At 63.9% G+C, this 24,931-nt stretch carries 27 protein-coding genes; 11 read left to right on the forward strand and 16 right to left on the reverse strand.

From position 1 onward, the window contains the following. Window positions 1-96: 96 nt before the first annotated feature. The 5 genes from AB5Y47_RS15980 to AB5Y47_RS16000 are packed head-to-tail and all read left to right on the forward strand — an operon-like array spanning window position 97 to window position 5,184. On the forward strand, window positions 97-1,560 hold the full coding sequence (locus AB5Y47_RS15980) for a tagaturonate reductase (protein ID WP_324040960.1): 1,464 nt from the start codon (window positions 97-99) through the stop codon (window positions 1,558-1,560). A gap of 9 nt (window positions 1,561-1,569) precedes the next feature. Continuing rightward, window positions 1,570-3,057: a UxaA family hydrolase gene (locus AB5Y47_RS15985; protein WP_128296021.1), complete on the forward strand. Its 1,488-nt coding sequence runs from the start codon at window positions 1,570-1,572 to the stop codon at window positions 3,055-3,057. Beyond that, window positions 3,054-3,602 (forward strand): YgjV family protein, encoded by a 549-nt coding sequence (locus tag AB5Y47_RS15990; protein WP_319891699.1) that lies wholly within the window; start codon window positions 3,054-3,056, stop codon window positions 3,600-3,602. Before AB5Y47_RS15985 ends, AB5Y47_RS15990 begins: the two co-directional genes overlap by 4 nt. A gap of 21 nt (window positions 3,603-3,623) precedes the next feature. Further along, window positions 3,624-4,571: a sugar kinase gene (locus AB5Y47_RS15995; RefSeq protein ID WP_202015512.1), complete on the forward strand. Its 948-nt coding sequence runs from the start codon at window positions 3,624-3,626 to the stop codon at window positions 4,569-4,571. Continuing rightward, window positions 4,564-5,184 (forward strand): bifunctional 4-hydroxy-2-oxoglutarate aldolase/2-dehydro-3-deoxy-phosphogluconate aldolase, encoded by a 621-nt coding sequence (locus AB5Y47_RS16000; RefSeq protein ID WP_128296023.1) that lies wholly within the window; start codon window positions 4,564-4,566, stop codon window positions 5,182-5,184. Before AB5Y47_RS15995 ends, AB5Y47_RS16000 begins: the two co-directional genes overlap by 8 nt. Before the next feature lie 128 nt (window positions 5,185-5,312). Here the strand turns inward: AB5Y47_RS16000 and AB5Y47_RS16005 are convergent, their stop codons facing one another. Beyond that, complete coding sequence (locus AB5Y47_RS16005; RefSeq protein ID WP_041212649.1) at window positions 5,313-5,753, reverse strand: GNAT family N-acetyltransferase; 441 nt, start codon at window positions 5,751-5,753, stop codon at window positions 5,313-5,315. Between the two features lie 182 nt (window positions 5,754-5,935). On the opposite strand from AB5Y47_RS16005, the gene AB5Y47_RS16010 reads away from it, so the two are divergent. After that, window positions 5,936-6,436, forward strand: coding sequence for an SRPBCC domain-containing protein (locus AB5Y47_RS16010; protein ID WP_010673967.1), 501 nt, complete (start codon window positions 5,936-5,938; stop codon window positions 6,434-6,436). 72 nt (window positions 6,437-6,508) lie between these two features. Here AB5Y47_RS16010 and AB5Y47_RS16015 read toward each other — a convergent pair whose 3' ends face one another. Next, on the reverse strand, window positions 6,509-7,015 hold the full coding sequence (locus tag AB5Y47_RS16015; protein ID WP_010673966.1) for a GNAT family N-acetyltransferase: 507 nt from the start codon (window positions 7,013-7,015) through the stop codon (window positions 6,509-6,511). A gap of 152 nt (window positions 7,016-7,167) precedes the next feature. After that, entirely contained in the window at window positions 7,168-8,358 is a 1,191-nt protein-coding gene (locus AB5Y47_RS16020) for a GNAT family N-acetyltransferase (protein ID WP_319910350.1), read from the reverse strand. A 261-nt stretch (window positions 8,359-8,619) separates the two neighbouring features. Between AB5Y47_RS16020 and AB5Y47_RS16025 the strand changes: the two genes are divergently transcribed. The 3 genes from AB5Y47_RS16025 to AB5Y47_RS16035 are packed head-to-tail and all read left to right on the forward strand — an operon-like array spanning window position 8,620 to window position 11,065. Next, the gene (locus tag AB5Y47_RS16025) at window positions 8,620-9,438 is read left to right on the forward strand and encodes a DUF3100 domain-containing protein (RefSeq protein WP_010673963.1); all 819 of its coding nucleotides are present in this window, start codon (window positions 8,620-8,622) and stop codon (window positions 9,436-9,438) included. After that, the gene (locus AB5Y47_RS16030; RefSeq protein WP_042016367.1) at window positions 9,435-9,884 is read left to right on the forward strand and encodes a hypothetical protein; all 450 of its coding nucleotides are present in this window, start codon (window positions 9,435-9,437) and stop codon (window positions 9,882-9,884) included. Before AB5Y47_RS16025 ends, AB5Y47_RS16030 begins: the two co-directional genes overlap by 4 nt. Next, entirely contained in the window at window positions 9,884-11,065 is a 1,182-nt protein-coding gene (locus AB5Y47_RS16035; protein ID WP_323938565.1) for a M20 family metallopeptidase, read from the forward strand. The genes AB5Y47_RS16030 and AB5Y47_RS16035 overlap by 1 nt, the downstream gene beginning before the upstream one ends. 328 nt (window positions 11,066-11,393) lie before the next feature. On the opposite strand, the gene AB5Y47_RS16040 is transcribed toward AB5Y47_RS16035, so the two are convergent. The 4 genes from AB5Y47_RS16040 to AB5Y47_RS16055 form a co-directional block, all read right to left on the reverse strand. After that, complete coding sequence (locus AB5Y47_RS16040; RefSeq protein WP_103243515.1) at window positions 11,394-12,353, reverse strand: LysR substrate-binding domain-containing protein; 960 nt, start codon at window positions 12,351-12,353, stop codon at window positions 11,394-11,396. Beyond that, a complete protein-coding gene (gene pdxH / locus AB5Y47_RS16045; protein ID WP_103243516.1) occupies window positions 12,353-12,991 on the reverse strand; it encodes a pyridoxamine 5'-phosphate oxidase in 639 nt (212 codons plus the stop codon). The genes AB5Y47_RS16040 and pdxH overlap by 1 nt, the downstream gene beginning before the upstream one ends. Before the next feature lie 157 nt (window positions 12,992-13,148). After that, window positions 13,149-13,472, reverse strand: coding sequence for a hypothetical protein (locus tag AB5Y47_RS16050; protein ID WP_010673958.1), 324 nt, complete (start codon window positions 13,470-13,472; stop codon window positions 13,149-13,151). Continuing rightward, a complete protein-coding gene (locus AB5Y47_RS16055; protein WP_346198738.1) occupies window positions 13,469-15,436 on the reverse strand; it encodes a reprolysin-like metallopeptidase in 1,968 nt (655 codons plus the stop codon). The genes AB5Y47_RS16050 and AB5Y47_RS16055 overlap by 4 nt, the downstream gene beginning before the upstream one ends. Before the next feature lie 211 nt (window positions 15,437-15,647). Between AB5Y47_RS16055 and AB5Y47_RS16060 the strand changes: the two genes are divergently transcribed. After that, window positions 15,648-16,859 (forward strand): RsmB/NOP family class I SAM-dependent RNA methyltransferase, encoded by a 1,212-nt coding sequence (locus AB5Y47_RS16060; RefSeq protein WP_010673956.1) that lies wholly within the window; start codon window positions 15,648-15,650, stop codon window positions 16,857-16,859. A gap of 67 nt (window positions 16,860-16,926) precedes the next feature. Here AB5Y47_RS16060 and AB5Y47_RS16065 read toward each other — a convergent pair whose 3' ends face one another. Then, a complete protein-coding gene (locus AB5Y47_RS16065) occupies window positions 16,927-17,271 on the reverse strand; it encodes a Grx4 family monothiol glutaredoxin (protein WP_010673955.1) in 345 nt (114 codons plus the stop codon). Window positions 17,272-17,558: 287 nt separating this feature from the next. Between AB5Y47_RS16065 and sodB the strand changes: the two genes are divergently transcribed. Continuing rightward, on the forward strand, window positions 17,559-18,143 hold the full coding sequence (gene sodB / locus AB5Y47_RS16070) for a superoxide dismutase [Fe] (protein ID WP_261999028.1): 585 nt from the start codon (window positions 17,559-17,561) through the stop codon (window positions 18,141-18,143). A gap of 110 nt (window positions 18,144-18,253) precedes the next feature. Here sodB and AB5Y47_RS16075 read toward each other — a convergent pair whose 3' ends face one another. The 8 genes from AB5Y47_RS16075 to AB5Y47_RS16110 form a co-directional block, all read right to left on the reverse strand. Beyond that, entirely contained in the window at window positions 18,254-19,066 is an 813-nt protein-coding gene (locus AB5Y47_RS16075) for a VacJ family lipoprotein (protein WP_029314176.1), read from the reverse strand. Between the two features lie 78 nt (window positions 19,067-19,144). Beyond that, complete coding sequence (ccmI, locus tag AB5Y47_RS16080; protein ID WP_052815848.1) at window positions 19,145-20,407, reverse strand: c-type cytochrome biogenesis protein CcmI; 1,263 nt, start codon at window positions 20,405-20,407, stop codon at window positions 19,145-19,147. Beyond that, a complete protein-coding gene (locus tag AB5Y47_RS16085) occupies window positions 20,404-20,886 on the reverse strand; it encodes a cytochrome c-type biogenesis protein (protein WP_151027477.1) in 483 nt (160 codons plus the stop codon). Before AB5Y47_RS16085 ends, ccmI begins: the two co-directional genes overlap by 4 nt. 10 nt (window positions 20,887-20,896) lie before the next feature. Next, a complete protein-coding gene (locus AB5Y47_RS16090) occupies window positions 20,897-21,427 on the reverse strand; it encodes a DsbE family thiol:disulfide interchange protein (RefSeq protein ID WP_102948480.1) in 531 nt (176 codons plus the stop codon). Beyond that, a complete protein-coding gene (locus tag AB5Y47_RS16095) occupies window positions 21,424-23,379 on the reverse strand; it encodes a heme lyase CcmF/NrfE family subunit (RefSeq protein WP_041212639.1) in 1,956 nt (651 codons plus the stop codon). Before AB5Y47_RS16095 ends, AB5Y47_RS16090 begins: the two co-directional genes overlap by 4 nt. A 79-nt stretch (window positions 23,380-23,458) precedes the next feature. Beyond that, the gene (gene ccmE / locus AB5Y47_RS16100) at window positions 23,459-23,950 is read right to left on the reverse strand and encodes a cytochrome c maturation protein CcmE (protein ID WP_010673948.1); all 492 of its coding nucleotides are present in this window, start codon (window positions 23,948-23,950) and stop codon (window positions 23,459-23,461) included. Continuing rightward, window positions 23,947-24,153 carry a heme exporter protein CcmD gene (ccmD, locus tag AB5Y47_RS16105; RefSeq protein ID WP_039039901.1) on the reverse strand — a complete coding sequence of 69 codons (207 nt, stop codon included), beginning with the start codon at window positions 24,151-24,153 and terminating at the stop codon, window positions 23,947-23,949. Before ccmD ends, ccmE begins: the two co-directional genes overlap by 4 nt. A gap of 2 nt (window positions 24,154-24,155) precedes the next feature. After that, window positions 24,156-24,896 (reverse strand): heme ABC transporter permease, encoded by a 741-nt coding sequence (locus AB5Y47_RS16110; RefSeq protein ID WP_010673946.1) that lies wholly within the window; start codon window positions 24,894-24,896, stop codon window positions 24,156-24,158. Between the last annotated feature and the right edge of the window lie 35 nt (window positions 24,897-24,931).

Here is a 24,931-nt window from a genome sequence, read left to right on the forward strand (position 1 = left end):
CATGTCCCGCCGCCGGAGCGGACCATTCCATGGGTCAAACCGCGCCCATCATCCATATCCGCCACAGGGGCACAACCCCATGAGGACCACAACAAGATGCAACGCCTGAATCGTGATGCCTTCCCGGGGGCCCAATATCCGGACCGCGTGATCCAGTTTGGCGAGGGGAATTTCCTGCGCGCCTTCATCGACTGGCAGCTGGACCTGCTCAACGAGCACACCCGCCTCGACGCCGGCGTGGTCATAGTGCGCCCCATCGACAGCGACTTTCCCCCCAGCCTGAGCACTCAGGACGGCCTCTACACCACCGTCATCCGCGGGCTGGACGAGTCCGGCAAGGCCATCAGCACCCAGCGCCTGATCCGCAGCGTCAACCGCGAACTGAGCTGCTATCGCCAGTTCGACGAGGTGCTGGCACTGGCGCGCAACCCGGATATCCGCTTCCTCTTCTCCAACACCACGGAAGCCGGGATCAGCTATCACGCCGACGACCAGTTCGACGACGCTCCGCCCGCGAGCTTCCCGGCCAAGCTGACCCGCTTGCTGTTCGAGCGCTTCAGTCACTTTGACGGCGCCGCCGACAAGGGCTGGGTGCTGCTGCCGTGCGAGCTCATCGACTACAACGGCGACGCCCTGCGCGAGCTGGTGCTGCGCTACGCCGCCCAGTGGCAGTTGCCAGACGCTTTCCAGACCTGGCTGCGCGAACACAACACCTTCTGCTCCACCCTGGTGGATCGCATCGTCACCGGCTTCCCCCGGGACGAGCACGCCGAGCTGCAGGCGCAATTTGGCTATCAGGATCAGTTCGTGGTCACCGCCGAGCACTTCTACCTGCTGGTGATCCAGGGGCCTGCATGGCTGGCGAGCGCCCTCTGCCTCGATCAGCTGCCCGCCGGGCAGGCGCTCAACATCCTCATCGTCGATGACATCAAGCCCTACAAGGAGCGCAAGGTCGCCATCCTCAACGGCGCCCACACCGCCCTGGTGCCGGTCGCCTTCCTGGCCGGGCTCGACACGGTGGGCGAGGCCATGGCCGACGAGGAAATTGGCGAGTTCGTCGAGCGCATCATGCGCGATGAGATAGTGCCGACCTTGAGCCTGCCGCAAGAAGAGCTGCTCTCCTTCGCCCGCGACGTGCAGGGGCGCTTTCGCAACCCCTTCATCAAGCACCAGTTGCTCTCCATCGCCCTGAACGGCATGACCAAGTTCCGCACCCGTTTGCTGCCGCAGTTGCTGACCTATCAACAGCAGCAGGGCACCCTGGCGCCGCGCCTGAGCTTTGCCCTCGCCGCCCTGCTCGCCTTCTATCGCGGGGAGCGCAACGGACACGCCTATCCGCTGCAGGACGATCAACCCTGGCTCGACGCCTACGCCCGCCTCTGGCCTGCGGTGGAGCGCGGCGAGATCCCCCAGCGCGCCCTGGTGCAAGAGGTGCTCGGCCAGGAGGCCCACTGGGGCCAGTCCCTGTGCGAGGTGCCCGGCCTGGTCGAGCGAGTCGATGCCTGCCTGACCCGGATCCGCGAGCAGGGCCTGCGCGCGGCGCTGGCCGCCTGCTGCTAAGGAGTGACCATGCAAGCCGTGATTCGCATCCACCCCGCCGACAATGTGCTGGTGACCCTGAGAGAGCTCGCCGCCGGCGAGCAGATAGCGCACGAAGGTGTTGCCTTCACCCTGAGCGACCCCCTCCCCCGCGGCCACAAGCTGGCGCTGGTGGCCCTCAGTGAAGGGGATCAGATCATCAAGTACGGTCTGCCCATCGGCCACGCCACCCGCGCCATCGCGGCGGGGGAGCATATCCATCACCACAATCTCGCCACCAACCTCAGCGAGCTCGACGAGTACAGCTACCAGCCGGAACTCATCGACGTCAGCACCGCGCTGCCGGACCGGGAGATCCAGGTCTACCGCCGTCACGACGGCCAGGTCGGCATTCGCAACGAGCTGTGGATCCTGCCCACCGTGGGCTGCGTCAACGCCCTCGCCAAACAGATGAAGCAACAGCTCGAGCGCGACACCGATCTCGGCGCCATTGACGGGGTGCATCTGTTCAGCCACCAGTACGGCTGCTCCCAACTCGGTCAGGATCACCTCAACACCCGCACCCTGCTGCAAAACCTGGTGCACCACCCCAACTCGGGGGGGGTTCTGGTGGTGGGGCTGGGCTGCGAGAACAACCAGATCGCCGCCTTCAGGGAGACCCTGGGCCCGATCGATGCCGCCCGGGTGCGCTTCATGGTGTGCCAGCAGCACGATGACGAGGTGGAGCACGGGCTGGGACTGCTGCGCGAGCTGCTCGCGCAGATGCAGCAAGACAGGCGCCAACCCGGTCGGCTCGGCGAGCTCAAATTCGGGCTGGAGTGCGGCGGCTCGGACGGCCTCTCCGGCATCACCGCCAATCCGCTGCTCGGCTGCTTCTCCGACTACGTGATCCAGCACGGGGGCAGCTCGGTGCTGACCGAGGTGCCGGAGATGTTTGGCGCCGAGCGCATCCTGATGTCCCGTTGCCAGGACGAGCAGACCTTCGACAAGACGGTGCAGATGGTCAACGACTTCAAGCAGTACTTCATCGACCACCAGCAGCCCATCTACGAGAACCCCTCCCCCGGCAACAAGGCGGGCGGCATCTCGACCCTGGAGGAGAAGTCCCTCGGCTGCACCCAGAAGGCGGGGCACAGCCAGGTGGTGGACGTGCTGCCCTACGGCGCCCGCTTGCAGCGCCCCGGGCTGAACCTGCTGAGCGCCCCGGGCAACGACGCCGTCGCCACCAGCGCCCTGGCCGGCGCAGGCTGCCACATGGTGCTGTTCAGTACCGGGCGCGGCACTCCTTACGGTGGCCCGGCCCCCACGGTCAAGCTTGCCACCAACAGCGATCTGGCCAGGCGCAAGCCACACTGGATCGACTTCAACGCCGGCACCCTGATTGAGGGCACACCCATGAGCAGTCTGCTCGCCCAGTTCATCGACCTCATCGTCGATATCGCCAACGGCAAGCCGACCTGCAACGAGCGCAACGACTTCCGGGAGCTGGCCATCTTCAAGAGTGGTGTCACCCTGTGAGTCTCGAGCTTGGCTGGCTGCAACCGGTCTGGACCCTGATTGAACAGCAGCCCCTGGCGCAAGGCATCGGCCTTGCCGCCATGCTGGTCGGGGTGAGCGCCTTCCTGCAACGGGATGACAGCCGCTTTCGCTGGCGGCTGTGTCTCTACCAGGGAGCCATCGCGGTCCACTTCCTGCTAATGGGTGCCAGCACGGCGGCTCTCAGCGCCGCCCTCAGCTGTGGTCGCACCATCGCCTCGGGGCGCACCCGCAACCACTGGGTGATGCTCTTCTTCCTCGTGCTGGTGTGGGTACTGGGCATCCCCGGGATCACCAGTGCGGTGCAGTGGCTCCCCATCATCGGCACCACCATCGGCACCTGGGGCCTGTTCCGGGCCCGCGGGCTGGCGCTGCGGCTGTGCATGCTGGCGGGCGGCCTGTGCTGGACCAGCCACAACATACTGATCGGCTCCATCGGCGGCAGCCTGATTGAGACCACCTTCCTGTTCGTCAACTGCCACACCATGTATCGCATGTGGCGTCATCCCCTGGCGAACCCCCTGTAACGATTGCAAGGAGTCGAAACCATGACCCGACAGATAGCCGTCATCGGCGAATGCATGGTGGAGCTGCGCCGAGCCGGGCAAGGCCTGCTGGCACAAGGTTTCGGGGGCGACACCCTCAACACCGCCCTCTATCTCGCCCGCCTGGGGAGCCAGGCGTTCGCGGTGCACTATGTCACAGCCCTCGGCCAGGACGGGTTCAGCAGCCAGATGCTGGCCGCCTGGCAGCAAGAGGGCATCCACACCGACTGGGTGCTGCGCCTGGCAGACAAGGCCCCTGGTCTCTATCTCATCGACACCGCGGCCGACGGCGAGCGCTCGTTCACCTACTGGCGCAGCGACGCCGCCGCCCGCTACTGGCTGGCGCAACCCGAGGGCGAGGCCATTCTCGCCGCCCTGAGCCAGTGCGATCTTGTCTACGTGAGCGGCATCAGCCTGGCCATACTGCCGCCCGCCTCGCGCCAGCGCCTGCTGGAAGGACTCGCCGCAGCGCGCGCCCGGGGGGCCAGAATTGCCTTTGACAACAACTACCGCCCCCGCCTCTGGCAAGACAAGGAGACCGCCAAAGAGGCCTACACCGCCATCCTGCGCCTGGCGGACATCGCCCTGCTGACCCTGGATGACGAGCAGGCACTCTGGGGCGACGCGGAGGTCGAAACCTGCCTCGCCCGCAGCCAGGGCTTCGGGGTGGGCGAGATCGTCGTCAAGCGCGGCTCTGAGCCTTGCCTGGTGGTCACGGCAGCGCAGCGGATCGAAATCGCCGCCCTGCGGTTGTCCGCCGAACAGGTGATCGACACCACGGCGGCGGGCGACTCCTTCAGCGCCGGTTATCTCGCCGCACGCCTGCAAGGGGCCGACGTCACCGACGCCGCCCGGGCAGGCCACCGCCTGGCGGCGGCCGTCATCCAGTATCCGGGGGCCATCATTCCCCCCTCCCACATGCCATCACTCAAGGAAACGCACCATGTCTGATCTCATCGCCCGCCTCGAAGCCCTCAAGGTGATCCCCGTCATCGCGCTGAAAGATGCTGCCCAGGCCGTCCCTCTCGCCCGGGTGCTGGTGGAAAATGGCCTGCCCGCCGCCGAGGTGACCTTCCGCACCCCCGCCGCCGCCGAGGCCATCCGCCAGATGCGCGCGGCCTACCCGGATCTGCTGATCGGGGCCGGCACCGTGCTCAACCGCGAGCAGGTGGATGCGGCCGTTGCGGCGGGCGCCGACTTCATCGTCAGCCCCGGCTTCAACCCGACCACGGTGCAGTACTGCCTGGACAAGGACGTCACCATCATCCCCGGGGTCAACAACCCCAGCCTGGTGGAGCAGGCCATGGAGATGGGGCTGCGCCACCTCAAGTTCTTCCCGGCCGAGCAGTCTGGCGGCACCGCCATGCTCAAGGCCCTGGGCGCCGTCTATCCGGTGCGCTTCATGCCCACCGGCGGCGTGACGCCGGCCAATCTGAAGGAGTATCTGGGGCTGAATGCCGTGATCGCCTGCGGCGGCACCTGGATGGTGCCGGCCAAGCTCATCGACGAGGGCAGATGGGAAGAGCTGGCCGCCCTGGTAAGAGAGGCCGTGGCGGCCCTGTGATCATCGGTTGAGCGGGGGAAGGTCTGCCCTCCCCCGGATGTGTTGAAGAGCCACTTCCCGCGAAGTGGCTTTTTTATGCCCTGCAAGGGCTGGAGATCAATGTGCGGTTGCAGCAGTCTGCCAGCGGCTTATTCCCCTGCGTCATCGGGCGTCAACACCAGCCTGCGCCAGGGCCCCGTGATGTCGCAATGACCCGTCTCTTCGGTGTTCTCCCAGCCCAGGCGATGATAGAAAGCCATCGCCGTGGTGTTGCGCATGGCCACCTTGAGGGAGGCCGGGGAGGGGTATCCGGCCAAGCCGGCGGCAAGCAAGGCCCGCCCCATGCCCTGCCCATGCCAGTCCGCCACCACGTAGAGATGATGCACGAAGCTCTCGGCCCCCCAGATGGAGACGAATCCGCACGGGCTGCCCCCTTTCTCCGCCACCCAGATCTCCTCGCCCCGGGTCTGCTCGGCAAAATCCTCGAGCCGGAACAGGGCGGGATCAACCCAGTGGAAGGCCTGGCGCCTTCCCTTGAGGAAGAGCTGCGCCAGCATGGGCTCGTCAGCTTCCGTCATCATTCTGATCATGACACCATCCTTGCGTTGCGTGCTTGTCGCTTCCCACTCTCGATGGATCCCGCCGGGCTGTCAAATCGGCAATGTGGACCCTCTTGAATACGTAACCGTGTGACACAGGGCTGCCTATTTTATCGCCTCAGGGGCTATACTGCCGAGGTCCCGTCCATGACTGGTTTGAGGTTCACTGATTTATGGATAACAAGCAAATTGAAGGCAGTATTCTGGTACCCGCCCACATTGACGATGTCTGGCGGGCCTGGACCACGGAGAGCGGGCTGCGCAGTTTTCTGGCGCCGGAGTGCCTCATGGTCCCGGAACCCAACGGACCGTTCGAGATTTATTTCAGACCCGATGCTCCCCTCGGCGAGCGTGGCAGCGAAGGGTGCCGGGTGATGGCGGTCATGCCCCATGATCTGCTCAGCTTCAGCTGGAATTTCCCTCCCCAGTTTCCCCACATTCGTCAGCAGAAGACCCAGGTCAGCCTGCGCTTCGTGCCGGAGGGCCAGGGCACCCGGCTCCACTTCCTGCAAACCGGCTGGGCGCAGGATCCGGACTGGGACCAGGGCTATGCCTACTTCCGGGAGGAGTGGCTGGAACTGAGTCTGCCGAGGCTTCAGTACCGTTTCACCCACGGCCCCATCGACTGGAACAACCCGCCGGGCAAGCAGCAGCTGAAATCCCTGGCCCAGTGACGTCCATTCAAGCGATGGGCATGGCATGAAAAAGGACCCGCTCAGGGTCCTTTTTCATGGATGGGCAGGCGGTCACTCCACCGGCTCTTCATCGAACAGGGGGTGATAGAGCACCTCGCCCCTTACCCCGTCGAGCCCGCCGGGTTGCAACTCCATCGCCATGAAACACTCCGTCGGCACCTCATAGATGCAGTGCAGGCCGAAGTCGCTGGCAGGCCGAAAGCCGAAACGGGCGTAGTAGGCGGGATCCCCGAGCACCACCACCGCCTTCCAGTCCATCTCCAGTGCCGTGTCCAGCCCTTCCCGCACCAGATCCGAGCCAATGCCCTGCCCCTGCCAGTCGGGATGCACGGCCACGGGTGCCAGTCCCAGCCAGGGCCCTTCCTGTCCCTCAATGGTGATCGGGCTCAGCATCAGGTGCCCCATGAACTCGTACTCTTCCTCCTCGACCATGGTGACCACGGCGGCCCCACATTCTCGCAGGCGGTTGACCAGTTCGGCCTCGTCGGGACGACCAAAGGCGGCACTCACCAGCTCATAGACTGGCAGCATGTCGCCGGGACGCTCGGTTCTCAACATACAGCGTTACTCCTCGTACAGCAGGGCGGCCATTATTCCACAGAAGTGGTGCGCCTCTTCACTGCCTTTGTCTGAAAATGGGAGGGCGGACTCAGGAAAACGCCTGACAGACCCCGCACCAGGCTTCGCGATGACCGCCCTTGCGCAAGCCATCAGCGTCCGTCGTCAGGCTGTCTCAATCGCCGCAGATAGGCGAGGCCCAGATCCCCGCACTCCTTGAGCAGGGCGCCACCACCATGGGCCTGCACCCCGGGCGCCTCTGGCGCCAGCATGGCCAGGGGATAGCGCCGTACCTTCAGCCCGCTGAGTGTCTGCTCGCCCTCTGTCGCCTCCCCCGCCATGAAGAGCGCCACCCCCTCATCGTGCAGTATGGCCACAACCACCTCCTCGTCATCCAGCCAGGGGGCCAGCGCCTCTTTGCGTGCATCCGTCAGGCGCGCCGGGCGATCCAGCCGCCAGTGATCGAGCTCGAGGGCGCCATCGGCCGGATCTGGCCGACGCCCGTCATGGTGCATGCCAGTCTTTTCCATCACCCGGCCTGAGGCGAGGTTGCCCGGCATGTGGCGGGCGGTGAGGGCAGGCAGGCGCCACTGTTCGAAGGCAAACGCCCTGACCAGGCTCGCGGCCCGGGTGGCCAGCCCCCTGTTCTGCCAGGGCACGCCGACCCACCATGCCAGCTCCCCGTGCCAGTGCAGGGAGAGGGTGCCGACCAGGGGAGCGGGCTCGTCTCCACGCCCCTGGGGCAGAGTCAGGGCCCAGGTGCATCCCAGCCCGAGAGCAGCCTTGCGCCCGCTCAGGGCAAGCCAGTCCCGCGCCGCCTCCGGCGAATAGGGGTGGGGGATGTTGAGGGTATAGCGGGCGAGCGCCGCATCCGAACAATAACGCAGGATGGCGCTCTCATCGCCGGGCAGCAGGGGGCGCAGCACCAGCGCGTCCTGCCCGCCAGGCTCGCGCAGCACCGGGGTCATCAGGCGGCGGGCAAGCAGGCGTTGCAGGGCAACCCCAAGGTCGTCATCGGCACCGAGGCGATGATCCGCCCCCGCGGGCCCCAGGGTGAGCAGGCCGCTCTCTCTGGCCAGGGTCAGCAGGGAGCCGGAGGCAGCGATCAGGATCTGCCGGTCCGGCTGTGTCACCATCAGCGGGGAGGCGGCCTCCCCCAGCCAGGCGGCAAGCAGGTCGCGGGCACGGAGAATGCCATCTGGCGGGCTGACCGACCAGGGTGCCATCTCCCTCGCCTCCCCTTTGCCAAGCAGCAGCCACCAGCGGTTTCCCTGGTGCTGCCAGGCCTGCAACGCCGCTTGCCAGGAGGGGCGCCAGAGCGCACCCTCGATATACAGATCCATTCCTTCCCCCACATCCGCCCCCCGGATCAGGCACCGGGTGCCCGGGCGGCACCACACTCCTGTCTGAGGCAGCATAAGCAGCTGCCAATGAGTTGTTAAACCATATATTTACCATGGTTAAACGGCATACCCCATGAAAAAATGCCATATGGCTGACTTGATGGCGGTCACATTCCTTCCCCTCCTCGCTTCCTATCATGCCCCCATCATGGCGTGACCAAAGACGCCCATGAAGGACAACGGATAACAAGAGAACACACTATGCAGCCAACCAGCCCACTCAAAACGGTAGTAGTCAGTACCCTGGCGACCGCCCTGCTGATCTTCGTGGCCCAATCCCTCATCGGGAAGCAGGAGATCAGACTCGGCATCGCCATCATCCCCATCCTGCCCATGCTCTTTGCCGTCATCATCGGCATGATCGTCTCCGCCAAGCCCGTCAAGGATCGCATTCCCGGCTGGAAGAGACTCTTCACCGAGCGAGAAGAGGGCTTCTGCGGCAAGATGGTGGGTTTCAGCCTGCTGATCCTCGGGACCCAGTATGCGGGGATGATCATCCCCAACCTCAAGATGATCCTGAGCGTCGGCGTACCGCTCTTCCTGCAGGAGATAGGCAACCTCCTGCCCATCCTCATCGCCATTCCGCTGGCGGTGAAATTCGGCTTTGGCCGCCGCGCCATCGGGGCCTGCTCCTCCATCAGCCGTGAACCCTCGGTCGCGGTGATCCAGGGCAAGTTCGGCACCGGCTCCCAGGAGTACATCGGCGTGCTCGCCATCTACCTGTGCGGCTCCGTCATCGGCACCCTCTGGTTCAGCGTGCTTGGCAGCATCGCCCCCCTCACGGGGCTGCATCCCCTGGCCCTGGCCGCCGGTTCCGGCGTGGGATCCGGCTCCATGCTGAGCGCCGCCTCCGGTGCCCTCATCAACGGCCTGGACGAGGCGATGGCCCAGCAGGTGCTCAGCATCGCCGCCGCCTCGAATCTGCTCTCGTCGGCCCTGGGGGCGCTCTCCCTCACCTATCTGGGTCTGCCGCTCGCTGAAAAAATCTATGCCCTGACCGCCAAAGGAGAGAAAGCATGAAAAGCATCGTGATGGATATGCGCTTCGTCTTCCTGGCGATCCTGCTGGCCATGTTCACCCAGACCCTGACCTCGGGCCTGCCGCTGTGGCAGATGGGGGACAGCTTCGTCGCCATGTCCCTGGTGGTGTTCGCCTCCCTGGTGACCAAGCGCTATCTGCCCTCCTCCCTGCCGGCCTTTGCCTATGCCACCATCATCGGCATTCTCATCTGCCTGCCCGAGACCCCGGTGCGCGGCCTCTTCATCGATGCCGTGGCCAAGATCTCCTTCCTCTCCTGCTGCGTGCCGCTCCTGGCCTTCGCCGGCCTCTCGGTGGGCGGTCAGCTGGAGGAGCTCAAGAAGATGTCGTGGAAGGTGATCCTCATCTTCATGATCGTCTCCACCTGCTGCTTCTTTGGCGCCTCCCTGGTTGCCCAGCTCGGTTTCTCCATTCAAGGGATCATCTGATGAACCACTACCATATCGAACCTGACCTGTTGGCCCTGCGCGACTTCAGCTACGAAGTGCGCCACCACCTGCACCGCATCCCGGAATACTCCGGGGCCGAGTTCAAGACCTCTGCCTACTGCCGTGGGTTGATGGAAAAGTTCGGCTACAGGATCACCCTGTATCCCGGCTTCACCGGTTTTCACGGGGATCTGGCGGTCGACCCCACCCTGCCCACCATTGCCTTTCGTGCCGACATGGATGGCCTGGAGATGCACGACATGAGCGAGGTGACGTTCAAATCCACCCATGAGGGGATGGCCCACAACTGCGGCCACGACTCCCACATGGCGATCGCTCTGACCGCCGCCAAGTGTCTGGCCGCCAACCGCGAGCGCCTGCGGTACAACGTCCGCTTCATCTTCCAGATGGCGGAAGAGGACATGCGTGTCCCCGGGGCCGAAAAGATGGTGGAGCTTGGCTGCATGAAGGGGGTGGACGAGGTCTATGCCCTGCACAACGACGGCGCCATGGAGACGGGCACCATCAAGTTCAACCAGGGGGTCATGTCCTCCTGGGGATCTGCCTGGACGCTCGATGTGCACGGCATCTCCGCCCACGGATCCACCCCCCACAAGGGGCTGGATGCCATCCGGGAGGCGGTGCGGATCATCGAGGACATGGACTACATCGTCGCCAAGCGCACCAGCCCGTTCAGCCCGGCGGTCTTTGGTTGCGGCATGATCAACGGCGGCACCATTCCCAACGCCATCGCCGATCATGTGCAGGCCCGTGGCACCATCCGCGCCATGGATGCCGAAACCGACCAGATCCTGAAAAACAGCTTCAGGGACATCATCGCCCAGAGCGAGCTGCGCGGCTTCAAGACCACCATGGTCCATGCCGGCTACCCGGCGGTGGAGAACCACCCCCAGGCCTGCGAGCGCCTGCAACAAGCCGCCTCGGATGTGTTGTCCAGCGACGGGATCAACGCAAAGGGCCAGCCCATGACCGGCAGCGAGGACTTCAGCTACATGATCAACGCCACGCCAAGCCGCATGGGGGCCATGTTCTTTCTCGGCAGCGGCAATCAGGCCAAGGGGATCTGCAACTACCTGCACGCGAACCCCTATTACCTGGACGACGACTGCCTGCTGGTGGGAGCCCAGATCTTCGTCAATCTGGCGACCAGGGTCGACTGACGGGCCAGGGGGATCTGCCACTACCAGCACCACGTCAATCCCCTACTACCCGGATGATGACTGCCTGCTGATCGGTGCCCAGATACTCGTCAATCTGGCGACCCGAACCCCCTAAGCAGCAAGGGGGCTGCCGCACCCCGAAGCCCTGCTGGATGATGGCGATCTGCTGCTCGGCACCCGGAGCGCCGTCAATATGGTGACCACGATAGCCGGGAGAGAGGGATCACCGGGAAAAGGCAGCGCAGGACACCACTTATCACAAAAAAGAGAGGCCATTGGCCTCTCTTTTTTGCCTCTATGCAGCACATCTGACTCCCCCTGACGGCCTTCAGAGCCAGGGCAGGGTCGCAGACGGGGCGGGCGTTCCCTGGTTGAGCAGCGCCAGCTGCACCGTCTCCCGGCTCACATGGGGGGCATAGAGGTGGATGAAGTCGTACATGTAGTCCCGCAGGTGGGCGTGCCTGCGCAGGCACACATGGGCCACGCTCGAGGCGATCAGATGATCGATGTTGAGGCAGACCAGGCTCTCCCTGTCCCCTTCGTCGAACGCCGAGGTGGCGATCACCCCGACACCCATCCCCAGGCGCACATAGTGCTTGATGATGTCGCTGTCGGTGGCCGTCAGCACGATGCGGGGGCTGAGGCCATGGCGACCGAACGCCTTGTCCATCTTGGAGCGGCCGGTGAAACCGAACACATAGGTGATGAGGGGATACCGGGCCAGATCCGCCATGGCCAGCGGCTGGCAGTCCAGCAGCGGATGGCCGTGGGGCACCACCACGCTGCGCCCCCAGCGATAGCAGGGCACGGTCGCCAGCTCGTCGAACAGGTGCATGGACTCGGTGGCGATGGCCATCTCCACATCCCCGTTTTGCGCCATCTGCGCCAGTTGGGCAGGGGCTCCCTGATGCAGCTGGATGCTCACCTCGGGGTAGCGGCGGGAGAATTCGGTAATGACCGCCGGCAGCTTGTAGCGGGCCATGGTGTGGGTGGTGGCGATGCGCAGCACCCCGCTGGTGGCCAGCTGATCCCCGAGGGAAAGCTGGCCAATTTGCTCCACCTGGGCCACCACTCCCCTGGCCAGCTCCATCACCTGCTCCCCCATGGGGGTCAGGCCCGACAGGTTCTTGCCCTTGCGGGTAAACAGCGCCAGCCCTAGCTCCTCTTCCAGCATCTTCATCTGCTTGCTGAGGGTCGGCTGGGAGGTATAGAGCTTCTCCGCCGTCGCCGAGATGTTGAAGTTGTTCTTCACTATCTCGGTGAAGTTCTTGAGCCGGGCGATGTTCATCAGGGTGCCAGGCGCGCGATGTGCCAGCCGTCCCCCTCGCGGGTGTAATAGAAGCGATCGTGCAGACGGTGCTCCCCGCCCTGCCAGAACTCGACGGTGTCGATGCGCACCCGGAAACCACCCCAGAAGCTCGGCAGCGGCACCTCGCCATTGGCAAACTTCTGTTTGAGTTCGAGGAACTTGGCCTCCAGCACGCCACGGGCCGAGATGCGGGTCGACTGTTTGGAGACCCAGGCGGCGATCTGGCTGTCCTTGGGACGGCTGTGGAAATACTTCATCACCTCGAAGGTGCTCATCTTCTCCACCCGACCGGTCACGTGTACCTGTCTGTCCAGGGTATGCCAGGGGAAGAGCAGGCTGATACGGGGGTTGCCCTCCAGCTGATGCGCCTTGCGGCTGCCCATGTTGGTGTAGAACACCATGCCTTCGGCATCGTAGTGCTTGAGCAGCACGGTGCGCTGCCAGGGCTGGCCATCGGCATCCACGGTGCCCACCACCATGGCGGTGGGATCGGTCAGTTTGGCCTCGCACGCCTGGGCCAGCCACTTCTCGAACAGGGCGAGGGGCTCGGCCGGCAGATCGGCCCGGTGCAGTCCACCCCTGGTGTATTCGCGACGCAGATCAGCCACATCCATCATCTTGATTTTCCTTCTCTCTTTCTCTGCCGCCCGTGCGGCGATGGGTGCAGGCATTGTGCGACGAGCGCGCCATGGGTACAAGCCTCGGGGCGGCCAAATGGCGGAGCAAAAAAAGAGGGAGGCTCATGCCTCCCTCTTTATGCCGATGACCGTCAGCCTACTGCTTGCCGTCAACCGGCGGGCAATGGGCCAGCATGCGCCGGTTGTAGTCCGCCGCATAGGCGCTCAGCCTGGCATGGGCCTCCTTCTGATCCGGCTTGATGACATCCCCGAATCCATCGAGATAGCGCACGCCGCAGCGCGCCTTGGCCGCCGCCTGCTGATCCGCCGCGATCCCGGGCGCCACCTCGCCGCGCCCGGCCCGCACGATCAGCCGGTAATCCTGCCTGGCAAGGCTGGCGCTGACCGCCTGTTCCAGGGTGTCTGCATCGGCCTGACAACCACCGAGCAGGGTGAGCAGCAGCACCCCGGCCAGTCTCATGCCCGCCTCCGCTGCCAGCCCAGCAACGCCAGGGCCAGGGTCCAGAAGCCGAGGGCACCGCCGCCACCGCTTCCCCCCTCTTCACCGCGCTGGGTGACCGAGAGCTTGAGGGGACTGATGGCGAAGAAGATGTTGTCGCTGCACGCCACCTTCAAGCGGGCAGTGCCATCCTGGCCCGCCGGGATGGTGACGCTCGCCGAGCCCGAGTTGGGTTTGCCGCTGGCAAGGGGAGTCCAGTTTGCCCCCTCGTCCCGGGTCATGAAGAGATCCACCTTGCTGCAGTTGATGGGGGCGGCATTGGTGCCGGCCACTTCCCAACTGATGGTCTGCGTCTTGCCCGCCCCCAGGGGGGTCACCACCGGGCTGGTCAGGGCAAAGGCCTTGCCGGTGTTGACCACCTGGATCTTCATGTCATCGCTGGCGACACCGCCCTTGCCGTCCCGCGCCGTGAGGCGGAAGTTCAGGTCCCGGTTGGTGGCAGGCCAGGCCTCCCCTATCGCCAGGGTGTTGGTGAGCAGGGAGGTGAGACTCGGCAGGGTGCGCTCCGGCACGCTGGTCGGCGCCACGAAACGGAACAGCGGGCGGCTGCCGTCGTCCACCATGGTGGCCGGACTGCTCGACTCCGTCCCCAGATCGATCTGCTCCCAGGTGTAATTCAGCGGATCGCCGTCAAGATCGGCCCCCGCCCCCTTGAGCACGAAGGGGGTGTTGGCAGGGATGACGTAGTCATTGCCTGCCGCCACCTGGGGCGCATTGTTGACCAGCGCCAACGGGGTGCCGCAATTTGGCTCCGTGGCCATGTGGGCCCGCATCTGCTCGATGGACTTGCTGTGGAAATAGGGCTCGCTGTGGGGCTGCAGATCTTCGTCTCCGCAGATCCCCGCATAGGCCATGATGGAGCTGCCGCTGCCCGGCTCCCAGGCCTGGCTTGGTTCCCGGTTGCCGCCGCCACAACTGCCTGTGGTGCCGTTGAAGGTGTGGTCTGCCCCAAACTGGTGACCAATCTCGTGGGCCACGTAGTCGATGAAGAAGGCATCCCCCACCGGCTCGGAGGAGCCCGTCATCCCCGCCGATTTGTCAGGGGTGCAGAGTACGCCCAGTCCCGCCAGGCCACCGCCACCGGTATTGACCACATGGCCGATGTCGAAGGCCCCCAGACCCTTGGTCAGGGCATCGGCCTGCACCTGCATGTTGGCATCCACATCGCCGTCATCATTGTTGAAGGGATCGTTCGCCACGTCGGTGAAGATGATGGTGTCGTTGCCGCTGGCCAGCTGGAATTCGGCCGCCACGTCACGCTGGTAGACCTCGTTGACCCGGTTGAGCAGGGTGGTGATGGCGCCAAGACCCGCCTCCACGGTACCGCCGTGATACTGGGTATACTCCCCCGCCGCCGAGATGGCGATGACATAACGCTTGCGCTCGTTGCCATCCACCAGCACCTGGCGGGCCAGCTTTTTGGCCTCGCCCCCGATCACCTTGTCCGCCTCTTCTTCCAGCCGGCTGTGGGCATCCTGCTGGTAATAGACGGCATAGCCTTCCCCGTTGCGAAGGGGATCGACGAACACCATTTTCCCTTCATGGCTGAACATGGCGTGGAATCCCTGGGGACCGAGATCGAAGCGCCCGGTCTCGCCCGGCGCCGCTTCGTTGTGCCCCTTGAAGGCCAGGATATCGGGATATTTGGCGGCCAGATCCGCCGGCAGCAGATCATAGGGTTGCAGGCTGAAGGTCACCTCCTTGCCATCCGGCAGAGGCAAGGTCAGGCGGCGCTCGCCCCCCTTCAGGGCAGCCAGGTAATCGGTGGAGACGGTGACGATGCGATACTGGCTGGCCCTCACCTCGTACCCATCGGCGGCGGTGGCCCGCGCCGTGACCGTATGCCACTCGCCGGCCATCAGGTTGCCGGACGTCATCAGACCCGCCACCAGCACCGCCAGCGGAGAATATTTCATCAACTGCATCTTTTTAATTCCTTTTTAAACGGATTCACCTGAACTGCCACGGCATCATTTGCCCGCTGGTCCGATTAGTCCAGCAACATCCTCTGTACATTCCCCGAATGGGGAAGGTTGCACCAATGCAGACTAGCCCCTATCATGGCGCGGATTTGTCCGTTCCAGAACCCCTCTTCGACGGGGCCGGTTCACTCTTTCTTTGGCCAAGGTTAATCTCATGCTCAAGTCCCCACTGTTGCCCCGTTTCGGGGATCTGGTCGTTGCCATCGTTGACGATGTGCTGGGTCAGGGTCTTACCCTCGACCGCGCCTATGCACGTCACTTCTCCGGCATCGAACTCAAACCGCAAGAACAGGCAAGGATTGCCCTGGTCACCGGCGATCTGCTGCGCCGCCTCAGCCTCTACTGCTTCCTCACCGGCATCCAGGTCCGTCAGGCGGAGAAGAATGTCTGGCCGCTGCTGCACAGCTGGCACGCCTTCCACAAGATAGATCAGCCTAACCACCCGACCCTGGATCGCTTCAACGAGGAGGCGTTCCGCCGCCGCCTGACCGAAGCCAAGAAGAACCCGGTGCTGATGGACGGCTGCCCTGCCTGGCTGGAAAAACTCGGCAGCGAGCAACTGGGCGACGCCTGGCCGGCCGAGCGTGCCGCCCTGGCCTGGATGCCCAAGCGTTACCTGCGGGTCAACACCCTCAAGTGCACCCGGGACGAGCTGCAAGCCATGCTGGCCAAAGAGCATGTCACCACAGTGCCCGTCGACGGAGTGGAGACCGCCCTGCAAGTGACCTCGGACGCCGCCCTGTTCCGTACCCAGGCCTTTGCCGATGGCTGCTTCGAGCAGCAGGATGCCGGCTCCCAGCTGGTGGCCGCGGCCCTCGACGTCAAGCCCGGCATGCGGGTCATCGACGCCTGTGCCGGTGCCGGCGGCAAGACCCTGCACCTGGCCGCCATGATGCAGGGCAAGGGCCGTCTGCTGGCCATGGACGTGGAAGAGTGGAAACTGGAGAACCTCAAGCAGCGCGCCCGCCGCGCCGGTGCCCACAACGTGGAGACCCGGGTCATCACCAGCAGCAAGACCGTCAAGCGCCTTAAAGAAAGCGCCGATCGCGTGCTGCTGGACGTCCCCTGCTCCGGCCTTGGCGTGCTCAAGCGCAACCCTGATGCCAAGTGGCGCGACACCGCCGAGCGCCTGCCGGTGCTGGTCGCCCTGCAAGAGGAGATCCTGCAGCGCTACAGCCAGATGGTGAAGGTGGGCGGCTTGCTGGTCTACGCCACCTGCTCCATCCTGCCCGAGGAGAACCGCCAGCAGGTGGACAAGTTCCTCGCCGCCAACGAGCACTTCCGCCTGATCGGCGATCACAACGTCAGCCCGGCCGAGACCGGCTTCGACGGCTTCTACATGGCGCGCCTCGAGCGCATCGCCTGATGTCTGTCGTGGGCACAAAGAAAAGGGGAGCCAGTGGCTCCCCTTTTTGCATGGTATGAATGCGGCCTTATTCGGCGGCAGCGTCATCCTGCTTGTGCTTGGCGGCAGTTTCCTTGATCAGGGTCTGCAGCTCGCCGGCCTGGAACATCTCGATCATGATGTCGCAACCACCGACCAGCTCGCCCTCGACCCACAGTTGCGGGAAGGTGGGCCAGTTGGCGAATTTCGGCAGCTCGGCGCGGATGTCCGGGTTCTGCAGGATGTCGACATAGGCGAAAGGCTCGCCGCAGGACATCAGGGCCTGGGAGGCCTGGGCAGAGAAACCGCAGCTGGGCAGCTTGGGGGATCCCTTCATGTAGAGGATGATGGGATTCTCAGCCAACTGCTGTTTGATCTTTTCAATAGTTTCCATAAATGCCTCACTGGAGCGATTTCGGCGGCCATTCTACTGCAATCCGGGCAGACCACAAACTGGCAAACCGTTGCGAATGAAAGAAGTCATGCATCAATACGCCGCAGCTTGATCCGGATCATGGCAAGAATCAAGGGTTGTTCGCCCATCTTTGATACTGCTACAATCGACGGGCTTTGGGCCGTCTGGCCCCCTCATTTCAAGAACAATTCTTTTCAAGATAGAAAAGAGTACGCAATGTCTTGCAACCGTCGCCTTCGCACGGACCAGCCAATGGAGAGTAGAAAATGGCTTTCGAACTTCCCGCTCTGCCCTATGCAATCAATGCTCTGGAACCGCACATCTCCCAGGAAACCCTGGAATACCACCATGGCAAGCACCACAACACCTACGTGGTCAACCTGAACAACCTGGTGCCGGGTACCGAGTTTGAAGGCAAGTCTCTGGAAGAGATCATCAAGACCTCCACTGGTGGCGTCTTCAACAACGCTGCCCAGATCTGGAACCACACCTTCTACTGGCACTGCCTCTCCCCGAACGGCGGTGGCGAGCCCACTGGCGCCCTGGCCGATGCCATCATCAAGGCCTTCGGCTCCTTCGCCGAGTTCAAGGATGCGTTCACCAAGTCTGCCATCGGCAACTTCGGCTCCAGCTGGACCTGGCTGGTGAAAAAGGCTGACGGCTCCCTGGCCATCGTCAACACCTCCAACGCCGGTTGCCCGCTGACCGAAGCCGGTACCACCCCGCTGCTGACCGTCGACCTGTGGGAACACGCCTACTACATCGATTTCCGCAACCTGCGTCCGAAGTACATGGAAACCTTCTGGGCCCTGGTCAACTGGGAATTCGTGGCCAAGAACCTGGCTGCCTGATAAGCCTTTCTTGCCAAAACGCCCCGCACTTGCGGGGCGTTTTTTTATGGTCGAATACCTGCCATCGACAACAAAGGCGCCCGCAGGCGCCTTGTGGAAGATGACCGTGCTTACTGGTCTATCTCGTCCATGTAATCGTCGAGGTTGCCATCATCCGCCGCCTCTGGCTTCTGCTCCTGGAGCTCGGGTTTGCGGCCCGTCACCTTGCCATCGTTGTACTGCAAGTAGAAGTCCTTGGTCAGGGCGTAAGGATCCAGCGCGTTGTCGATGATGCGCTCCTGATCGATCAGCTTGGAGCGGGTACCGAGGCCATCCAGCGCCCAGTGCACCACCTTCAGCGGGAAGGTCAGCAGGGCATAGGGGAAGTAGATGGTATCGATGGTATCCCCCACCAGTTGCCGGGTGGTGGTGGGACCGTAGACCGGCACCATCAGATAGGCGCCATCCCCGATGTCGGCCTTGCCGAGCACGGTGTCCATCTCCAGCGTGTTGCGAGCCAGGCCCGCATGCTTGGCCACGTCGAACAGACCGAGCAGGCCCACAGTGGTGTTGAGGGTGAAGCGGCCCAGGTTGGTACCGGCCCCTTTCAGATCACCCACCAGCAGGTGGTTTACCATGCTGCTCGGCTCGTCGAAGTTGTCCACGAAATTCTCGATGCTGTCCCTCACTCCTTGCGGGACATAGCGGGCATAGCCGTGTACCACGGGGCGCGCCACATAGGGCTCCAGCACGTCATAGTTGACGGCCCACATGGCACGGTTGGGCCCCTGGAAGGGGTCGCGAGGATCGCTGGCCGTGCTGGATGCCCCGGGGCGGCTCGGGGTCTCGCCGAGATCCAGGCTCTCCGGGCCCGGCTTGGGAGGGCCGCCCGCACAGCCCGCGAGCAGCAATGCCACCGCCAATGCTCCTGAACGCAGATACATATGAAAGTCCTAAGATTTTTTTGGGTATTGATATGAATTATACAGGGGGCCCACCCCAAGGGGTGGGCCAAAAGCGTATTAGAGGGCGTGATCGATGCGGATGTCAATCGGCGCTGTGGGGATGGTGCTGGTCGGCACGGTGACAGAAACCCCTTCAAAGGCGCCTTCCTTGTTCATGACGTTGCCGCCCCGGGAGAGTCGCGCCTTGAACTGTAGCTCGGCATGGGCCGCCAGCTTGCTCCCCTCCATCATGGCATCCCCGTCCCCCAGGGAGAGGGTGAGCGGGAGATGCGGGCCAGCAATGCGCTTGACCGCGATGGGCATGGGCGGACCGTTGGGGATCACCGCAAAGACGAACAGATGGGCATCTTCCGGCATCTTTATACCCGGCGCCAGGGTGATGTGCAGGGGGAACTCCCCCTCTTTCACCGCCAGCACCTCGGCTTGTGCCTGGCCTTCGGCAGACGGGGTGGTCACGGCGATGCCACGCTGGCCAAGCTGCTGCCTGGCGTACTCCATGGAGCGCTCCACCATGGTGTAGCGGGCCGAGCCCGGCTCCAGCAGCGGCAACATCCCCTGCCAGCGGTCGAGGGCGGTCTGGAAATCCTCTTTTTGCAGGGCCATGAAGGCGTGGACGGAGCGGGCCTCGATGTTGGCCGGGTCCTCGGCAATGACCGCCTGCAACAGCTGATCCGCACGGGCTTCCTCCCCCGTCATCATCAGGGCCTGGGCATAGGGCACCGCCACCATGGCCTTCTGGGGCGCGAGGGCGTAAGCACGCTCCAGCGCCTCGCGGGCCATCTCGGGATCATTGCCATCCAGGGTCAGGCGCCCCAGCAGCAGCCAGCCGCGATAGTCGTTCGGTTCTTCTTTCAGCCGGGTTCGCAGGGCCAGGGTGAAGTCCAGCAGATCCTGCTCGGTCACCCGGGCGTCGCGCTCCACCAGGATGCGGTTGCTGAGCTCCCCCAACCGGCTGCTGGCATCCTGCCAGCGGCTCACCTCCTGCCAGGCGCCGAGCTTGGCGTAGAGGCCGATGCTCACCACCGCCAGCACCAGCACACCGGGGATCCAGATCAGGCTCTTGCCGCCACGGGCGGTCTGCTCCACGTCGGGAATGTCGTCCAGGAGGCTGCGCTGCAGCTCCACCAGGGATTCCGGCTCCTCCGCCAGTATCCCCTGCTCCCGCTCTTCCCCTATCTCCAGCAGGCGCTGGCGATAGAGCTGCTTGTTGAGGGCCGAGCGACTGATGCTCTGCCTGCCCTCGCCGCGCCACAGCGGCACGATCAGCGCCAGGCTCGCCAGCACCAGCAGGGCCGCACCCAGTATCCAGAATGGGGTCATGGTTTCTCTTCCTCTTTGAGCAGGGCGGACAGCCTGGCCTGCTCTTCTGCACTCAGGGTGCCTTCAGGCTGTTGCAAGGGAGCAGGGGCATGGCGGCGGCTTCGCACCACCACGGTGACGACGCCAATCACGATGACCAACAAGGGGCCAAGCCAGAGGATCAGGGTCGAGGCCATCAGGGGGGGATCATAGAGAATGAAGTTGCCGTAGCGGGCCACCATGTAGTCCACCACTTCCTGCTTCTCCTTGCCCTCGCGCACCATCTGGTAGGTCTTGTCCCGCAGATCCTTGGCGAGCCCGGCGTTGGAGTCCGCGATGTCCTGGTTCTGGCACTTGGGGCAGCGCAGCTCGCGGGTCAGCTCGCGAAAGGTCTGCTCCTGGGCGTCGCTCTCGAAGGTGTAGACATCGATGGCGGCGCGGGCCTGTCCGGCACAGACGAGACCGGCCAGCAGCAACAGGGATGCAATCAGTGTTTTCATCGGGGAGGCCTCACTTCATGGCATCGAAGATGGGTTTGAGGGTACTGGCCCAGACGTCTGGGTTGATGTCCCCCACGTGGCGATAGCGGATGATGCCCTGGCTGTCGATGAAGAAGGTCTCGGGCGCGCCATAGACACCGAGATCCAGCCCCAGCATGCCGTCCGGATCGTAGAGGTTGACCTGGTAGGGATTGCCAAGCTCCGCCAGCCACTTGATGGCCTTGTCACGCTCGTCCTTGTAGTTCATGCCGACGATGTAGATCCCCTGCCCCGCCAGCTCCTTGAGGTAGGTGTGTTCCCCGTAACAGGTCGGGCACCAGGTGGCCCAGACGTTGAGCAACATGGGGCGCCCCTTGAGGATGCTCCTGTCGTGCTGCTTGCCCAGGTCATAGATGTCCTGCAGGGTGAACACGGGCACCTCCTTGTCCACCATCACGGATTCGAGCTTGGTGGGATCGGAGCCAAGTCCCTTAAGAAGAAACCCAAGCATTAATAAAAACAAAATAAAGGGGATTAAAAACAACCAGGTCTTTTTGTTCATGCCTTGGCCTCCTCGTCACGACGTCCGAAGCGGTAGCGCTTGTCCAGCATGGCCAGCACGCCGCCGAGAGCCATGAAGACGCCGCCAAACCAGATCCAGCGCACGAAGGGCTTGTAGTAGATCCGTACCGCCCAGGCGCCGTTGTCGAGCTGCTCGCCGAGCGCCGCATAGAGATCCCGGGTAACCCCCGCATCGATGGCCGCCTCGGTCATCGGCATGCGGCTCACGGTGTACATCCGCTTCTCGGGCTTGAGCAGGGCAACCTGCTTGCCATCCCGGTGCACTTCCAGCACACCCTTGAAACCGTCGTAGTTGGGGCCGTTCTTCTCCTTGATGCCGGTGAAGACGAACTCGTAATCGGCGAACTGGACGCGATCGCCGGCCTGCATCCGCAGGTCCTTCTCGATGCTGTAGTTCTGGGTGCAGGCGATGCCGATGATGCTGACCGCGAGCCCCACGTGCCCCAGGATCATGGCCCAGTGGCTGTTGCCAAGCTTGCGCACGCCGGTGGCAAAACCGTGTTTGTGGGTGGCCCGCGCCCAGGTCTCCTGCACGCTGGTGACGATGATCCAGACGCCAAGCCCGATACCGAGCGCAGCCCAGGGTTTGAACGCCTCGGCAAAGAGTTTGGGCAACAGCAGAGCCGCGGCCAGGCTCAGCACCAGGGCGAGCATCACCTTGCCCTTGAGCTCACCGAGATCCTGGCGGCGCCAGCGGAACAGGGGGCCCACCCCCAGCAGCAGGGCGAAGGGGATGATGAGCCAGCTGTAGATGTGGTTGAAGAAGGGGGTGCCGATGGAGATGCTGCCAAGCCCCAGCTCCTTGTGCACCAGGGGCAACAGGGTGCCGAGCAGCACGGTGAGCAGGCCCGCCACCAGCAGGATGTTGTTGCCAAGGAGCAGGGTCTCGCGGCTCCACAGCTCATGCTTGCCGTGGCTCTTCACCTGGGAGCCCTTGAAGGCGAACAGCAGCAGGGAGCTGCCTATCACCGCCAGCAGGAAGCCCAGGATGAACAGACCCCGGGTCGGGTCCGAGGCAAACGCATGGACCGACACCAGCACGCCGGAACGCACCAGGAAGGTGCCTAGCAGGCTCAGGGAGAAGGCCGAGAGCGCCAGCAGCACGGTCCAGGCCTTGAAGGTGGCGCGCTTCTCGCTCACCGCGAGGGAGTGGAGCAGGGCCGTGCCCGCCAGCCAGGGCATGAAGGAGGCGTTTTCCACCGGGTCCCAGAACCACCAGCCGCCCCAGCCGAGTTCGTAATAGGCCCACCAGGAACCGAGCACGATGCCCAGCGTCAGGAAGACCCAGGCCGCCATGGTCCAGGGACGGGACCAGCGCGCCCAGGTGGCGTCCAGACGCCCCGTCATCAGGGAGGCGATGGCGAAGGCGAAGGCCACCGAGAAGCCCACGTAGCCCATGTAGAGCATGGGGGGGTGGAAGATGAGACCGGGATCCTGCAGCAGCGGATTGAGATCCCGCCCGTCCACCGGGAAATACGGCAGGGTGCGGGTGAAAGGATCCGAGGTGAACAGCACGAAGGCGGTGAAGCCCACCGAGATAAGGCCGAGCACCCCGAGTACCCGCGCTACTGCATCGAGCGGCAGGCGGCGGCTGAAGAGGGCTACCGCCGCCGTCCAGCCTCCCAGGGTCAGCACCCAGAGCAGCAGCGAGCCTTCATGGGCTCCCCACACCGCCGAGATGCGGTATTGCAGGGGCAGCAGGCTGTTGGAGTTGGTGGCCACGTACTGCACGGTGAAGTCGTTGTCGATAAAGGCCCAGGTGAGGCAGAGAAACGACAGCAGCAGCAGCAGGAACTGGCTGTAGGCGAGCGGGCGGGCCGCCGACATCATGCCAAGACGACCGAGATGGGCCCCGATCAGCGGGTAACTGCCCAGCAGCAGGGCGGTGGCGAAGGCCAGGATCAGTGAGAACTGCCCTAATTCCGGGATCATTGACTATTCCCTCTCGATTGCACGGAGAAACCTGCCGATTTGGCGGTATAAAGAAGTGAATTCTTGGCGCATACCGGCATCATTGCTTGGCTCCCTGCAACTGCGCCTCTGTGTATTCGGGCTTGAAGTGCATGCCGTTGGTGGCATCGGCCACTTCCGGCGGCATGTAGTTCTCGTCGTGCTTGGCCAGCACCTCGAAGGCGGCGACCGTGGTGGCATCCTTGAGGGTGCCCTGGGCGACGATCCCCTGCCCTTCCCGGAAGAGATCCGGCAGGATGCCGTCAAACTCCACCGTCACCAGATGGCCGCCGTTGTCCACCAGCTTGAAGGCTACCTTGAGGCTCTGGGGATCCCGCACCACAGACCCCGGCACCACCAGGCCACCGATGCGCAGGCGCTGCCCCTCCTCGGGCTTGATCTTCTCCGGCCCCTTCCCTTCCACCAGCTCGCTCGGGGTGTAGAAGAGGTCGATGTTCTGGCTCAGGGCATAGAGCACCAGGCCAGTCACGCTGGCAAGGCCCAGGCTGATGGCCAGGATGATGGTGAGGCGTTTCTTGCGGCGCGGGTTCATAGGGTGTTCTCCATCTGCTGGGCCGCCTTGCGGCGTGCCTCCCGAGCCTGCTTGTTGCGCAGTTCGCCAAGCAGGCTGCGGGTCTTCAACCGGGTGGAAATGACGATGCCGACCAGGCAGAGCAGGGTCAGACCGAAGGAGAGCCAGACGTAGAAGGCATAGCCTCCCATGGCCATGAAATCACTGAACGAGGCAAAGTGCATGCTTACTTCTCCTGCCTGGCGATGTCGGCGACCCAGGGGCGGTGCCACTCCCGCATCAGCAGCTCATTGCGAAAACGCATCAGGGTCAGGGCACCGAGAAACGCGGCGAACGCCAGGATCATGATGAGCAGCGGCCACAGCATCTCGGGGGAGATGGAGGGTTTGTCAAACTTGGTGATGGTGGCCCCCTGGTGCAGGGTGTTCCACCACTCCACCGAGTAGTGGATGATGGGCAGGTTGATCACCCCGACCAGCGCCAGGATGCCGGCGGCGCGCCCCGCCACCACCTTGTCGCTGAAGGCGTTGTAGAGGGCGATGACACCCAGATAGAGGAACAGCAGGATGAGCTCGGAGGTGAGCCGGGCATCCCACACCCACCAGGTGCCCCACATGGGTTTGCCCCAGGCGGCGCCGGTAAAGAGGGCAATGAAGGTGAAGACGGCCCCCACCGGGGCGATGGCCGCCACCGTCATGTCTGCCATGCGCAGTTGCCACACCAGGCCAATGAAGGCGGCCACCGCCATGGTGGAGTAGGCGCCCATGGAGAGGATGGCGGAGGGCACATGGATATAGATGATCCTGAAAGAGTCGCCCTGCTGGTAATCGGCGGGTGCAAAAGCCAGCCCCCAGACGGTGCCGATGATGAAGGCAAGCAGGCTTGTCACGGCAAACCAGGGCAGCAGGGTGCCGGCCAGCCCATAGGCGCGCTCGGGTTTGGCATAAGGGTGCAACCATTTCCACATAGCTCACGAAACCTTTCAGTTATTAATTTTTAAGT

It is taken from the genome of Aeromonas sp. R7-2, from assembly GCF_040908105.1.
Classification (GTDB): domain Bacteria; phylum Pseudomonadota; class Gammaproteobacteria; order Enterobacterales; family Aeromonadaceae; genus Aeromonas; species Aeromonas caviae.